Annotated in this window: 11 protein-coding genes; 6 read left to right on the top strand and 5 right to left on the bottom strand. The window is 63.4% G+C overall.

The window, feature by feature from the left end; translation table 11 throughout:
• The first annotated feature begins 67 nt into the window (after positions 1-67).
• From eno to KK137_RS05545, 4 genes are all read left to right on the top strand, one after another.
• Positions 68-1,354: a phosphopyruvate hydratase gene (gene eno / locus KK137_RS05560; protein ID WP_214535177.1), complete on the top strand. Its 1,287-nt coding sequence runs from the start codon at positions 68-70 to the stop codon at positions 1,352-1,354.
• A 57-nt stretch (positions 1,355-1,411) separates the two neighbouring features.
• Positions 1,412-2,977, top strand: a complete 1,566-nt coding sequence (locus tag KK137_RS05555; RefSeq protein ID WP_214535175.1) for an AbgT family transporter — start codon at positions 1,412-1,414, stop codon at positions 2,975-2,977.
• Between the two features lie 121 nt (positions 2,978-3,098).
• Positions 3,099-5,180, top strand: coding sequence for a M13 family metallopeptidase (locus tag KK137_RS05550; RefSeq protein WP_214535174.1), 2,082 nt, complete (start codon positions 3,099-3,101; stop codon positions 5,178-5,180).
• Positions 5,181-5,379: 199 nt separating this feature from the next.
• Positions 5,380-7,011, top strand: coding sequence for a phospholipase D family protein (locus tag KK137_RS05545; protein ID WP_250893595.1), 1,632 nt, complete (start codon positions 5,380-5,382; stop codon positions 7,009-7,011).
• Positions 7,012-7,017: 6 nt separating this feature from the next.
• Here the strand turns inward: KK137_RS05545 and KK137_RS05540 are convergent, their stop codons facing one another.
• From KK137_RS05540 to ribH, 4 genes are all read right to left on the bottom strand, one after another.
• Positions 7,018-8,031: an inorganic phosphate transporter gene (locus tag KK137_RS05540; RefSeq protein WP_214535172.1), complete on the bottom strand. Its 1,014-nt coding sequence runs from the start codon at positions 8,029-8,031 to the stop codon at positions 7,018-7,020.
• Positions 8,032-8,045: 14 nt separating this feature from the next.
• Positions 8,046-9,104, bottom strand: coding sequence for a DUF47 family protein (locus tag KK137_RS05535; protein ID WP_250893738.1), 1,059 nt, complete (start codon positions 9,102-9,104; stop codon positions 8,046-8,048).
• A gap of 197 nt (positions 9,105-9,301) precedes the next feature.
• Positions 9,302-10,228, bottom strand: coding sequence for an aldo/keto reductase (locus KK137_RS05530; RefSeq protein WP_214535168.1), 927 nt, complete (start codon positions 10,226-10,228; stop codon positions 9,302-9,304).
• Positions 10,225-10,644: a 6,7-dimethyl-8-ribityllumazine synthase gene (gene ribH / locus KK137_RS05525; protein ID WP_214535162.1), complete on the bottom strand. Its 420-nt coding sequence runs from the start codon at positions 10,642-10,644 to the stop codon at positions 10,225-10,227. The genes KK137_RS05530 and ribH overlap by 4 nt, the downstream gene beginning before the upstream one ends.
• A 187-nt stretch (positions 10,645-10,831) precedes the next feature.
• Here ribH and KK137_RS05520 point away from each other — a divergent pair, with 187 nt between their 5' ends.
• The gene (locus KK137_RS05520; protein WP_214535160.1) at positions 10,832-12,166 is read left to right on the top strand and encodes an NAD(P)/FAD-dependent oxidoreductase; all 1,335 of its coding nucleotides are present in this window, start codon (positions 10,832-10,834) and stop codon (positions 12,164-12,166) included.
• 18 nt (positions 12,167-12,184) lie between these two features.
• Here the strand turns inward: KK137_RS05520 and ribB are convergent, their stop codons facing one another.
• Positions 12,185-13,480: a 3,4-dihydroxy-2-butanone-4-phosphate synthase gene (ribB, locus tag KK137_RS05515; RefSeq protein WP_214535158.1), complete on the bottom strand. Its 1,296-nt coding sequence runs from the start codon at positions 13,478-13,480 to the stop codon at positions 12,185-12,187.
• Positions 13,481-13,665: 185 nt separating this feature from the next.
• On the opposite strand from ribB, the gene KK137_RS05510 reads away from it, so the two are divergent.
• Entirely contained in the window at positions 13,666-14,190 is a 525-nt protein-coding gene (locus KK137_RS05510; protein WP_214535156.1) for a flavin reductase family protein, read from the top strand.
• Position 14,191 lies beyond the last annotated feature (1 nt).

Below are 14,191 nucleotides of genomic sequence, written 5' to 3'. Positions count from 1 at the left end.
GGACGCCTCGACCTCCACGATATTGGGGGTGTCTTACTGAAATGCAACACCCGCCCTGGAGCTTAGAATGACCGCCATCCTCGACATCCACGCTCGCGAAATCCTCGATAGCCGCGGCAATCCGACGGTCGAGGTCGACGTCTGGCTTGAGGACGGCAGTTTCGGGCGTGCCGCGGTTCCTTCCGGCGCGTCGACCGGCGCGCACGAGGCGGTGGAGGTGCGCGATGGCGACAAGGGGCGCTACCTTGGCAAGGGCGTTACCAAGGCGGTTGCCGCGGTGAATGGCGAGATCGCGGAAGCGCTGCTCGGCTTTGATGCGGAGGACCAGCGCGAGGTCGATCTTGCGATGCTTGCACTCGACGGCACGCCGAACAAGGCCCGCCTGGGCGCCAATGCAATCCTCGGGACAAGCCTGGCCGTCGCCAAGGCCGCAGCCAGCGCGCGGGGCATGCCCTTGTGGGCCTATGTCGGCGGAGTGTCAGCGCACGTCCTGCCGGTGCCGATGATGAACATCATCAATGGCGGCGAGCATGCCGACAACCCGATCGACTTCCAGGAATTCATGGTCATGCCGGTGGGCGCACCGACTCTGGCCGAAGCGGTCCGCTGGGGTTCCGAGATATTCCACACGCTGAAGAAGGGCCTGCACCAGAAGGGCCTGGCGACGGCGGTCGGGGACGAAGGTGGCTTCGCGCCGAACCTTGCCAGCACTCGTGACGCGCTCGACTTCATCATGGCTTCCGTAGAGCAGGCGGGGTTCAAGCCCGGCAGCGACGTCGTGCTCGCGCTCGACTGCGCTTCGACCGAATTCTTCAAGAACGGCAAGTACGAGATAAGCGGGGAAGGGCTGAGCCTCTCACCGGCCGAGTTCGCCGACTATCTCGCCGATCTGACCCAAGCCTATCCGATCCGTTCGATCGAGGACGGCATGAGCGAAGACGACTTCGAAGGCTGGAAGGCGTTGACCGACAAGATCGGTGACCGGGTCCAGCTCGTCGGCGACGACCTCTTCGTGACCAACCCGGAACGCCTGCGGATGGGTATCGGGAAGGGGCTGGCGAACTCGCTGCTGGTGAAGGTCAATCAGATCGGCACCCTGACCGAGACCCTCCAGGCAGTCGATATTGCGCACCGCGCCGGATACACCGCCGTGATGAGCCACCGCTCGGGCGAGACCGAGGATTCGACAATTGCCGATCTCGCCGTGGCGACCAACTGCGGGCAGATCAAGACGGGCTCGCTCGCCCGGTCCGACCGGCTCGCCAAGTACAACCAGCTCATCCGTATCGAGGAAGAGCTGGGTGATAGCGCCCACTACGCCGGACTGGGCTGCTTCGGGAGGCTTGCCGTTTAGCTTGCCAAGCCGTCGCGCTTAACGTCTAATCCCCTCGGGACGCGGGGGGATTGACGGATGGCGTCAACTGCTTCGACCGGGTCGGTGCCTCGCACGCGCGGGGACCGCTTTCTCGACACCGTCGAGCGCCTCGGCAACTCGCTGCCCGATCCGGTGGCGATCTTCGCGTTTATCATCGTGGTGCTCGTTGCCATCTCGGCTGCCGGCGCGGGCATGGGCTGGACAGCGGTCAACCCGGCAACCGGCGAGACGCTGGCGGCCAAGAGCTTGCTCTCCGAAGAGCTGGTCCGTCAGTTGCTGACAGAGATGCCGCGGACCTATACCGGCTTCCCGCCGCTCGGCCTGGTACTGACGATCATGCTCGGAGCCGGGGTGGCCGAGAAGTCCGGGCTGCTTTCGGCGCTGATCCGCAAGGCGGTGCGAGGCATTTCGGACCGTCTGTTGTCGCCCGCGGTGATCCTGCTCGGCATGCTCACGGTCCATGCGGTCGACGCAGGGTACCTGGTCTATATCCCCCTCGCGGGAGTTGTTTTCGCCAATGCCGGGCGCAACCCCGTGCTCGGCCTGATCCTGGGCTTCGTCGGCTGCGCCACGGGCCTTGCGGGTAACCTGTTGCCAGGACAGTACGACGTGCTGATCCTCGGGATAACCCAAACCGGGGCCGCGTTGCTTGAGCCGAGCTGGACGATGAATCCGCTCGGCAATTGGTGGTTTCTAATTGCAATCGCGGTGGCTTTCGTAGGCCTTGGCTGGCTTATCGCCGCGAAGATCGTCGGCCCGCGGCTCGAAGCGTGGAGCGGCGAGGAGGGCCAGGTGCAACCCGCGCCGTCTGAACTCACGCCCGAGGAGCGCAAGGGCCTTCGCGCGGCGGGCTTGACCGCGCTGCTCGTGGTCCTGGCCACTGCCGCGCTGATCTTCACGCCGGGTTTCAGGCCGCTCTACGATATGTCGGCCGAGCCGGGAGAGCGCATCGTCCCTTTCTACCGCTCGATCGCCGCGATCCTCTTCGTCCTGCTGCTCGGCTGCGGCTGGGCCTTCGGCAAGGGCGCCGGGACGATCAAAGGTCATCGGGACGTCATCCGGTTCATGGCCGAGGGCCTGGAAGGGATGTTGCCGTACCTGGTTATCGCCTTTTTCGCGGCGCACTTCGTGGCGATGTTTGGCTGGTCCAACCTGGCTCCCATCACCGCGATCAACGGATCGGAGTTCCTGCGCTCGCTCAACGCACCGCCTGCGCTACTGCTGCCGATGCTGACCACGGCATCGGCCTGGCTCGATTTCCTGATCGCTTCGGGTTCTGCCAAATGGACCGCCATGGCGCCGGTTGCGGTGCCGATGCTGATGTTGCTCGACATCTCGCCCGAAATGACCACGGCGGCCTATCGCGTGGGCGACACCGTGACCAACCTGATTTCGCCGCTCAATCCCTACTTCGTGCTGGTGTTGATCTACTGCCAGCGCTGGAACCCGAAAATGCGGCTCGGCACCTTGCTGTCGGCGACCTTGCCCTTTGCGATCGCCTTCTACCTCGCAGGGTCGTTGATCGTGGCGGGCTGGGTGGCGTTCGACTTGCCCCTCGGCCCCGGAACGCGCGTCGGCTTCGAGCTGGCCGCCGCCCGTTGACCATCGACCAAGGACCTATCGGCGTCGACGGACGTTTCTTGCGGCAGTCGCCCCGGGACTCTATGCAGTTCCATTAGAAACTAGAATGCGCCTCGGTTCGCGCCTCACGGGAAAGCACTTCATGAAAACTCGCCTCGCTGCCGCCCTCCTGCTGGGCGTTGCCACCCTCACGCTCGGCCCGGTCGCCTGCAATATGGTTGAAGGCGAGACGGAAGCAGTCACTCCGGGCACCGAGGTTGGCATCAACCTCATGGCCATGAACACCGCCATAAAGCCGGGTGACGATTTCTACGGTTACGCCAACGAAGGCTGGATGAAAGCGAACGAGATCCCCGCGGACCGTTCGAGCATCGGCGCATTTTGGGTCGCGGACCAGCAGACTGAGAAGAACCTCGAGGTCTTGCTGGCGGACCTTGAGAAGTCGGAGCCTGAGGCCGGTACCGACGCGGCTCGGGTCAAGGCGTATTACGACGCGTTCCTCGACACGGCGACGATCGACAAGCTCGGGATGGAGCCCGTCCAGGCCGACCTGCAGCGCATCGCCGCGATCAAGGACAAGACCGCGCTCGCGCGCGAACTGGGCGGCAATGTGCGGGCCGACGTCGACCCGCTCAACGCTACCAACTTCGAGACCGAGAACCTGTTCGGCGTGTTCGTGACGCAGGCGCTCGTTGGCGGGGAGGTCATGCCCTACATCCTCCAGGGCGGGCTAGGCATGCCCGAGCGCGAGTACTACCTCTCGTCCGAGCCTGACATGAAGGCCAACCAGGCGGCTTACCGCAAGTACGTCGCCGACTTGCTCACGGCCGCCGGCATTGCCGATGCAGCGGCAAAGGCGCAGCGGATCTACGACCTTGAGGTCAAGATTGCCCGCGCTCATTCGACGCGAGAGGAAAGCGACGACTGGCAGGTGGCCAAAGCCGTCTGGACCCCGGCGGACTTCGCCAAGAAGGCGCCTGGGCTCGACTGGAAGAGCTTCTTCGACGCCGCCCAGCTAGGCAGCCAACAGAAATTCAACGCTTACCATGCCAACGCCATCCCCAAGATCGCGGCACTTGTCGGCTCCGAGCCGCTCGAGGCCTGGAAGGACTGGCTGACCTTCCATCAGATCAACCAGAACACTGCCGTCCTGCCAAGCAAGCTCGATCAACTGAGCTTCGCCTTCTACGGCACCCAGCTCACCGGAGCGGAGCAAGCGCGGCCACGTGAGAAGCGCGCGCTTTCGGCTGTCAACGCGAACATCGGCGATGCGCTCGGCAAGCTCTACACCGATAAGTATTTCCCGGCCTCCGCCAAGGCGGAAATCCAGTCGATGGTTGAGAACATCAAGGCGGCGTTCTCCAAGCGAATCGACGCGATTGAGTGGATGGCGCCGGAAACCAAGGCCGAGGCCAAGGCCAAGGTGGAGTCGATGGACGTCGGCGTCGGCTATCCGGACACCTGGACCGACTATTCCTCGCTAAAACTCGATCCCGGCACCGCCTATGCCAACAAGCAGGCTGCGGAGAAGCTGCGCTACCAGCAACAGCTCGCCAAGATCGGCAAGCCGCTCGACAAGCGCGAATGGTGGATGAACGCGCAGCTGGTCAACGCAGTGAACCTGCCGGTGCAGAACGCGCTCAACTTCCCGGCGGCCATTTTGCAGCGGCCGTTCTTCGATCCCAAGGCCGACCCGGCGTTCAACTACGGCGCCATCGGTGCAGTCATCGGCCACGAGATCAGCCACAGCTTCGACAACAACGGGGCGGAGTTCGACTCCACCGGCGCGATGCGCAACTGGTGGACCGACGCCGACCGCGCGCAGTTCGATAAGGCAGGCAAGGCGCTTTCGGACCAATACGATCTTTACGAGCCGTTCCCTGGCCTTCACGTTCGCGGCGGCCTCACCCTTGGCGAGAACATTGCCGACGTGGCCGGCCTCGCTGCGGCATTCGACGCCTACCACGCGTCGCTGGGTGGCAAGCCGGCGGCGGATATCGACGGGTTCACGGGCGATCAGCGGTTCTTCATCGCCTATGCCCAGTCCTGGGCGACCAAGATGCGTGAAGCAGCCATGCGCCAGCGTATCGCCACCGACGGCCACGCCCCTGGCCAGTATCGCGCGCTGACCGTCCGCAATCTCGACGCCTGGTACGACGCCTTCGGAGTTAAGCCGGGCGACAAGCTCTACCTTCCGCCCGAGCAGCGCGTGCGCATCTGGTAAGCAGAGTTCCTCCCTGTCCGCAGAGCGGATGGGGAGGGAGACCACGGCGGTGCATCCGTCGTGGTGGCGGGGCTGCAGCGCCTGGCCCCTCCATTAGCGACTTCGTCGTCTGCCACCTCCCCATCGCTTCGCGACAAGGAGGATTTGAGGTTCTCGGTCCTTCTGCTACCCGATGCAGGCTGCAAGGCGGACAGGGCCGTTGAAAGGCAAACCGAAGCGATCGATGCTGTGGTTGATTGCACAATGGGTCGCCGCCAGTGTCGCGGTCTTCGCGCTCGGCGTCCTGATCATTCGTCTCGCCAACCCTCTGCCGCCCCTGGAACCGCGACCGGCCTCGCGCCACTACACCGAGACCGCTGACACACCGCTGGGTCAAGGTGTTGCCGATCTGCGCTCCGGGCATGGCGAGGACTCGGGCATTCACATGCTGATCGACGGGTACGACGCCTTCGCTGCCCGCGTCCTGCTCGCCCGCGCGGCCACGCGCACGCTCGATGTGCAGTATTACATCTGGCACAAGGACCTGTCTGGCACTCTGATGCTCGAAGCCATGCTCGATGCCGCCGAGCGGGGCGTGCGAGTGCGTATGCTGCTCGACGACAACGGCATCGCCGGCATGGACCACGTCCTCGCCGCGCTCGACCGCCATCCGAACATCGAGATCCGGCTGTTCAATCCCTTCGTCATCCGCAAGCCGAAGATGGTCGGTTATGCGACCGACTTCTTCCGGCTCAACAGGCGTATGCACAACAAGGGAATCATCGCCGACAACCAGGCCGCCGTGATCGGCGGGCGGAACGTCGGCGACGAGTACTTCTCCGCGGCCGAAGGCGGGCTGTTCGCCGATCTCGACGTGCTCGCGATCGGCCCGGTGGTAGACCATGTGTCGGCCGATTTCGACCGGTACTGGGCCAGTCAGTCGGCCTATCCGGCCGAGCGCATTCTCTCACCACCCTCCGATTCCGATCCCGACCTCATCCACCGTAACGCCTCGCTGGTCGAAACTAGCGCGGCGGCGCGTGAATACGTGGCGGCGATCAAGGAACTTCCCTTCATCGCGCAAGTCCTCGACGGCACACTCCCGTTCGCCTGGGCTCCGGTGCGCATGCTCAGCGACGACCCCGCCAAAGGCGTGGGCAAGGGCAAGGAGGACGGTCTCCTGATGAATACGCTTCACAAGGCTATCGGCGATCCCAGCAGCGAACTGCGCCTCATCTCCGGTTACTTTGTTCCGACCCAGGCAGGCGTCGATGAATTGGGACGCCTGGCTGAGCGGGGCGTCGACACGGCGGTCTTTACGAACGCCTTCGAGGCCAGCGACGTGTGGATCGTTCATGCAGGCTACGCCCATTACCGGCGCGAGATGCTGGAGAAGGGCGTCCGCGTGTTCGAAATGCGGGCCAGCGCGGTGGACGGCATCGACGACAGAAGGCGTCGCCTCACCTCGATGGGCTCAGGCAGCGGTCGGCGCTCCGACGGCGGGCCCGTGTTACGCTCTTCCGCGACAACCCTCCATGCCAAGACCTTCGCAGTCGACCGGCAGAAATTGTTCATCGGCTCGTTCAACTTCGATCCGCGCTCGATGCATCTCAACACCGAGCAAGGCTTCGTGATCGAAAGCCCGGCGCTGGCCGGCGCCGTGTCGGATTCATTCGACAGCCTGATCCCCGGGAACGCTTACGAGATCGTCCTGACGGACGATGGCGAACTCAACTGGATCGAGCGCCGCGACGGTCTCACTATCGTTCACACGAAGGAACCCGGCACGACGGCGTTCCAGCGTGGCGGGATCTGGCTCCTATCCCGCCTGCCGATCGAATGGTTGCTGTAAGCCCGCTCAGAACAGCCGGGTGATAAGGTAGAACAGCGCTCCGACCAGGCCCGAGGCCGGGATGGTGATGATCCAGGCCATCATGACGTTGCGGGCAATGCCCCAGCGGACCGACGAGGCCCGCCTGGCTACGCCTGCGCCGATGATCGAACCCGTGATGGTGTGCGTGGTCGATACCGGAATACCGAGCGTGGACGCCGAAAACACGACGATCGATCCGGCCAGCGAAGCGCTGAAGCCCTGATGCTGCGAGAGTTTGGTAATGCGCGAGCCCATCGTCTCGATGATCTTCCAGCCACCGGTCATCGTACCCAGCGCGATGGCGAGGTAGCAGGAGATCGCCACCCAGTGTGGTACCTCGAATTCGCCGTGCAGATTGCCCGTCGAATAGAGGAGCACGGTGATGATCCCCATCGTCTTCTGCGCGTCGTTCAGGCCGTGGCTGAGCGAGTAGGCCGCCGACGAAACGAGGTGCAGCCCACGAAACGTTCGTTCCGCGTTGACGGCAGTGGCTTTTTGCAGACCCCAGCTGCTGGCGAGCATGACGAACATCGCCAGGAACATGCCGATTGTCGGCGAGAGCACGATGGCGAGCAGGGTCTTGTTGAGACCCGACCACTGAATCCCCTCGATCCCCGCATGAGCCACGCCGGCGCCGACGAGACCCCCGACGAGCGCATGGCTGCTCGACGAAGGAATGCCTTTGAGCCAGGTAACGACATTCCAGAACATCGCTCCAACCAGTGCGCCGAAGATCACCGCCGGGGTGACGACATCCTTGTCGATCAGGCCCTTGCCGATGGTTTCGGCCACCGCGTGCAAGCTCGGGATGGCGATGGTGAGGAAGTAGGCTGCGAAGTTGAAGAACGCTGCAAACAGCACGGCTCTGACTGGCGACAGCAGCCGCGTGGCCACCACGGTCGCGATCGAGTTGGCGGCGTCGTGAAGGCCATTGAGGAAGTCGAACGCGAGCGCGATGAGGATGAGGCCGACAAGGAGCGGAAAGGCCAGTTCGTGCATGGCGTGTCAGCCTGTCAGGCGTGTTCGATCACGATGCCGTCGATCTCGTCGGCCACGTCCTCAAAGGCGTCGGTGATGCGTTCGAGGTGTTTGTAGACCTCGCGATCGGTCACGAACTGCAGGGTGTTGCTGGCTCCATGCTCGCGCAGGGCGCGCTTCAGGCCGGCAGCATGGATGGCATCGGCGTGGCTCTCCATGCGGACCAGGCGTTCGGTCAGCTCATGCAGGCGGCCCGCATTCCTGCCGACATCGCGCAGCAACGGAATGGCTTCGGCCGTGACGCGGGCGGCGTCGACGATGATGGCCACCATGTCTTTCATTTCCTGCGGGATTGCGGTCACCTCATAGAGGCCAATGGCATTCGCCGTGGCCTGCATTTCATCGACCGTGTCGTCCATGGCGCTAATGAGTGATGCGATCGAGCCGCGGTCGAACGGGGTGAGGAAGGTCTGGCGCACCGTTTGCAGCACCGTGCGATTGAGCTCATCCGCGTCGTGTTCGCGTTCGTTGATTTCGCGGATGTGATCCGGCTCAGTCGGGTTGTCGAGCAATCGCGCCGTGGCATCGGCCGCAGCCAGGATGATTGCCGCATGGGCTTCGAACATTTCGAAGAAATTGCCTGTCTTCGGAAGCAGGCGTTGGAACCAGCCAAACATGGCATCCATCCTTGATTTGCGAACTACGGTATCGAACAAGGTTGCCCGTCGCGCTGCGGCCATGAATTCGGACGGCGCGAACGAGCGGATCAGGTTACGGAGATCTTCTTCCTCGACGGCTTCGGCGGCTTCGCTGAGACTGAACCAGCGCCGTTCGCGCTCCCCCTGTTCCTTCCAGCGCACCAGCTCCTCGGTCACCGCCAACGGAAAGACATCGACGTCGAGCATCAATGTCGCGCCATTCCGCTGGCGCTTGCGATAGCGATAGCTGCCAAGCGGCGTCGGGCAGGCCGCGCCGCGAACGCCGGCTTCGTCTTCGGCTTCCCTGGCCGCGCTGACATGGGGCGGATCGGCGCTGGCGTTGCCTTTGGGTATGACCCATCGACCGCGCGCGCCACGTGTCGTTACCAGCATCAGACGGACAGGCGAGTCCGCCGCCGGTCCCTCGATGAGGTAAGGCAAGGCTGCAATCTGGCGAATGGGCTACGGTCTCCTGTTGTCGCGCGCTTAGTGTCACAAGGCTGTCACATCAACACGGCGACGCGCGCAGGAGCATCATTTCCACTGCTGGGTGACGCTTCATCGCGTCAAAATCTTCGCAGTCGGTGCCTATTTCAGCTTGTAGCGGCGCCAAGACGGTCAAGCTGATCCTCCGTCAGCTCCAGCTCCAGCGCTTCGAACTGAACGTCGAGCTGCCCGGGCTCGCGCGCGCTGGCGATGGGCGCGGCGATGCCGGGTTGCCTGAGCAGCCAGGCGAGGGCGACCGCGCCGTGGCTGGCCCCGGTCTCAGAGACCACGGCGTCGAGGGCCGGGAGGACGGTCAGGCCCTTGTCGAAGAAGCGCTCAATGCTCGATCCGCGGTTGTGCCGTTCGAGGTCCGCGCGGGTGCGATACTTGCCGGTGAGGAACCCGGCGGCGAGGCCGAACCAGGGAAGCATCGCAATTCCACGCTCAAGGCAGAGTTGCTGCAGCTCCTGTGGATATTCGTCGCGCATCACGAGATTGTATTCATTTTGCAGGACGGTGAACCCGGTCATCCCACTGGCATGTGTGATGTCGGTAATGGCCCGGAGACGTTCGGCGTTGAAGTTCGAGGCGCCGAGCTCGCGAACGAGGCCCTGCTTGGCCAGCGCATCGAAACCGGCGGCAACTTGCTCTTGCGGAGTTTCGCTCTCGTCCCGGTGCGCGTAGTATAGATCTACATAGTCGGTTTGGAGCCGTTCAAGCGACTTTTGGAGTTCGTCAGCCACCTTATCCGGCGCCAGGTCACCAGGCTTGCCGAACATGCCGGTCTTGGTGGCGATACGCATTTCCGAGCGCACGCCACGGCTCTTCAGCCAGTTCCCGATCACCGCTTCGCTTTCGCCGCCAACGTGTCCTGGCGCCCAGACCGAATAGCCCTGGGCCGTGTCGACCATGCGCCCGCCAGCTTCGTAGAATCGGTCAAGCACTGCAAAGCTCGTGGCCTCGTCGGAGGTCCAGCCAAAGACGTTACCGCCAAGGACGAGCGGAATTCCGTTAATCGACCAATGACTTGTCATGCAAACTTCTCCCGGATTGCGAGCAGGGCGAGGGCCGCTTCGGCGGCACCGGCTCCCTTGTTGAGCTGGGCAGGATCGGCGCGGACAATCGCCTGCGCTTCGTTCTCGACCGTGAGGATGCCATTGCCGACGGCGAGCCCGTCCATGGTCAACGCCATGATACCGCGCGCACTCTCGCCGGCGACGATCTCGAAGTGGAAAGTCTCGCCCCGGATAACCACCCCGAGCGCGACGAAACCTTCATAGCGGCCGCTCTCAGCGGCGGAAGCGATGGCGCCCGGAACCTCGAGCGCTCCCGGCACGGTCAGAATTTCGACCTGGTGTCCGGCATTTTCGAGCGCCTCGCGCGCACCCGCGATCAGCATGTCGTTGAGGTGCTCGTAGAAGCGGGCTTCGACGATCAGGAAGCGGGCCATCGTTACTCCGGAAATTGCCTTCGACTGCGCCCGCGAGCCGCATCGCGGTTCGGGCGTGACCTCCTTAGTCGTCCACGGCGCGGGCACAAGCGCGGCGACTATCTCGTATCGAACAGATTCTTGCTCGAGAGCTTGTGGACGTGAACGGATCGACGGCTCATTGTGCGGCACACGCGAATGACCGTCCATGCGGCGGCAGGGGGGAAATGAGTTGGAACGCAAGACTCAGATCGTGGTGGTCGGGGGCGGTGCGGGCGGACTTGAACTGGTCCGCCGTCTTGGCGCCCGATACGGCCGCAAACGCCACGACATCATCTTGTTGGAGAAGAACCGGACTCATATCTGGAAGCCCCTGCTTCACGAGGTCGCGGCAGGCTCGCTAGATGCCAACCTGGATGAGGTCGGCTACCGCAGCCACTGCCATCGCTGGGGCTACCGCTATTTCCTCGGCACGCTCGAAAGCGTGGATCGGGCGAGGCAGCAGGTGATCATCGCGCCGCTGCTCGATGAGGATGGCAGTGAAATCATCGCCCGGCACACGATCCGCTACGATTACCTCGTGATTGCCATAGGCTCGATTTCGAATGACTTCGGAACCCCGGGGGTGGCCGAAAACTGTATGCGCCTGGACGATCGGACCGGCGCAGATCGCTTTCGCAACCGGCTTCTGGATCACTGCTTGCGGGTATCCCGGGAGATGACCGAGGATCCCTCATGCGATGCCCATGTACGCATCGTCATCGTAGGTGGCGGGGCGACAGGTGTCGAACTCGCCGCTGAGCTCTACAATGCCGCCGCGGCCCTAAAGTACTATGGCCTGGAAGTCTTCGATGAGAGCCGGCTTCAGATTACCCTGATCGAAGCCGGTCCGCGCATTCTCCCGGCTCTTCCCGAACGTCTCGCCGAAGCGGCGCAGGCCGAACTGGAAGCTCTGGGGGTCCGTGTTCTCACGAACGTGCGGGTAACCGAGGCCGCGCCTCACGTGATTGTGACGGAGAGCGGCGAGCGGATCGAGGGTGATTTGCTGGTCTGGGCCGCCGGCGTAAAAGCATCGCCGGTCCTGGCGAACCTCGATCTCGAAACCAACCGGATCAATCAGCTCGTCGTGAAGGAGACCCTCCAGACCACGCGAGATCCGCGAATCTTCGCCATGGGGGACTGTTGTTCCTGTATGCTTCCGGGCCGAACCGCGCCGGTACCGCCCAGGGCGCAGGCCGCTCACCAAATGGCGCGGACCGTGTTCGACAACCTCGTCCGGGACATGAATGGAAAACCGCTCAAACCCTTCGTCTATCACGATCACGGATCGCTCGTCTCACTGAGCCGCTTCTCGACCGTCGGCAGCCTGATGGGGAGCTTGGTTGGGGGAAGGATGGCCATCGAGGGACGCCTGGCGCGGCTAGTTTATACATCGCTCTATCGGATGCACCTCGTCGCGATCCACGGATGGCTGAAGGGGTCGGCCCTCATCCTTGTGGGGCAGGTCAATCGTATCGTGCGTCCGAGGCTCAAATTGCATTGAGCGCCAGCGTGCGGCCGATCACACCGAGGCGATCGGCCTTTCGCCCACAATCGACAGGTCGTAGCCCTCGAGTCCCACGAGCGAGTGGCGGGTATTGGTCAGCAGGATCATGTCGTGAACCCCCAATTCCGCCAGGATCTGCGCGCCCACGCCGTAATCGCGTTGCTCGGAAGGCATATCGCCATCGTCGATCGGCTCGCTGCGTTCCAGCGCGCGGATGGCGCTGCTAGCATGGCCAGGGGAGGGGCGATTGATCAGCACGACCACACCCGCGCCTTCCTCACCGATGATCCGCATCGCCCCTTCAAGCAGCCCCTGCCGTTCGGTGTCGTGGGCAAAGACGTCGTCGAACACAGACAGGGCATGCATGCGCACCAGGGTCGGCTTCGTGGGATCGATGTGCCCCTTCACCAAGGCCATGGTCTCGCCCTTGGTCGCCTTGTTGTAGAAGCTGATCGCTCGCCAGTCGCCGCCCCACAAGCTCGTGAAACGGCTCTCGGCGCGCTTTTCAACCAGGTGGTCGTGCCGCCGACGATAGGCGATCAGATCGCGGATCGTGCCGATCTTGAGACCATGCATGCGACCGAAGCGGATGAGATCGTCGAGGCGCGCCATCGTGCCGTCCTCGGCCATGATCTCGCAGATCACGCCGGAGGGATTGAGGCCCGCGAGACGCGAGATGTCGACAGCCGCTTCGGTATGTCCCGCGCGGACAAGGACGCCGCCTTCGCGCGCGACGAGCGGAAACACGTGACCAGGACTGACGATGTCGTCCGCACCCTTGCTGGCGTCGATGGCCACGGAGATCGTCCGCGCCCGATCCCCGGCACTGATGCCCGTGGTGACACCCTCGCGCGCCTCTATCGAAGTGGTGAAGGCGGTTTCCATACGGCTGCGGTTGTTACGGCTCATCGGCTGGAGACCCAAAGTCTCGACCCGCGGTTGACCGAGGGCAAGGCAGATGAGGCCGCGGCCGTGGGTTGCCATGAAATTGACGGCATCGGGCGTTGCCATTTGCGCCGGAATGATCAGGTCGCCCTCGTTCTCGCGGTCCTCATCGTCGACCAGGATGAACATGCGGCCGTTACGGGCTTCGTCGATGATCTGTTCGATAGGCACGAGGATCGGCGTGTCGTCGTTCGCGGAGAGAAAGCGGTCCAGCTTCCCCAGAGTGTCGGCCGTCGGGTTCCAGGTTGGCTCGGTGCAGTCACGCAGGGTATTGGCGTGGAGGCCCGCAGCGCGGGCGAGGCCCGCCCGCGTCATGCGTCCGTTGCTGACGAGATCGCGGACTCGATCGATGATTGAAGCGTTCATGGAGTCGGTATATCACATTATGATGTGATGGCAATTGGGCTCATCACATTCACTTGCTGGATCGGAGTTGAACTCTTGAAACACGCCCAGGCGGCGTCGCCGTCACAAAAGCTGTGCAGTGGCCTCGACATGAGTTTCACACAGCCCCGCTTGCGTGATCAAAGTTGCCGCCGCATGGAGTCGTTGTGACCGAGCCTAACCAGAACCGCGAGGACCTTCTCGATTCTTTCCGTTCCGCCATGCGGCACGTCGCCGCGACCGTTTACGCGGTGACAACCGGGCATGGCGGCGATCGCTTTGGGATTCTGGCGACAGCGGTGAGTTCGCTGAGTTTCGATCCGCCTTCCTTGCTGGTGTGCGTCAATCGCACGGCCTCGCTCCATGCTCCGCTCGCGACGGCGGACACGTTTTGCGTCAACGTCCTGGGTCTCGGAAACCGGGACGTGGCGGAGCACTTCATGAAGGATCGTGCGCTGGATCGGTTCGCAGTCGGGGCTTGGGAAGAAGCCTATGGCGTGCCGGTTCTCGCCACGGCGCAGTCAAGCATCATTTGCCGCCGGGTCCACTGCCACGACTTCGGTACGCACTCGATCTTCATCGGGGAGCTGATTGCCGCGACCCATCGTGAAGACGCGACACCGCTGACCTATTATGACCGGCAATACATCGACATCAGCCAGGCGCCTGGTCGGGGTTGCGCGCAGGGTTGAG

The sequence above is a fragment of the Croceibacterium selenioxidans genome, assembly GCF_018599195.1.
Classification (GTDB): Bacteria; Pseudomonadota; Alphaproteobacteria; order Sphingomonadales; family Sphingomonadaceae; genus Croceibacterium_A; species Croceibacterium_A selenioxidans.
The sequence above is the reverse complement of the archived record's forward strand: the minus strand, read 5'-3'. Positions and strand labels throughout refer to the sequence as shown.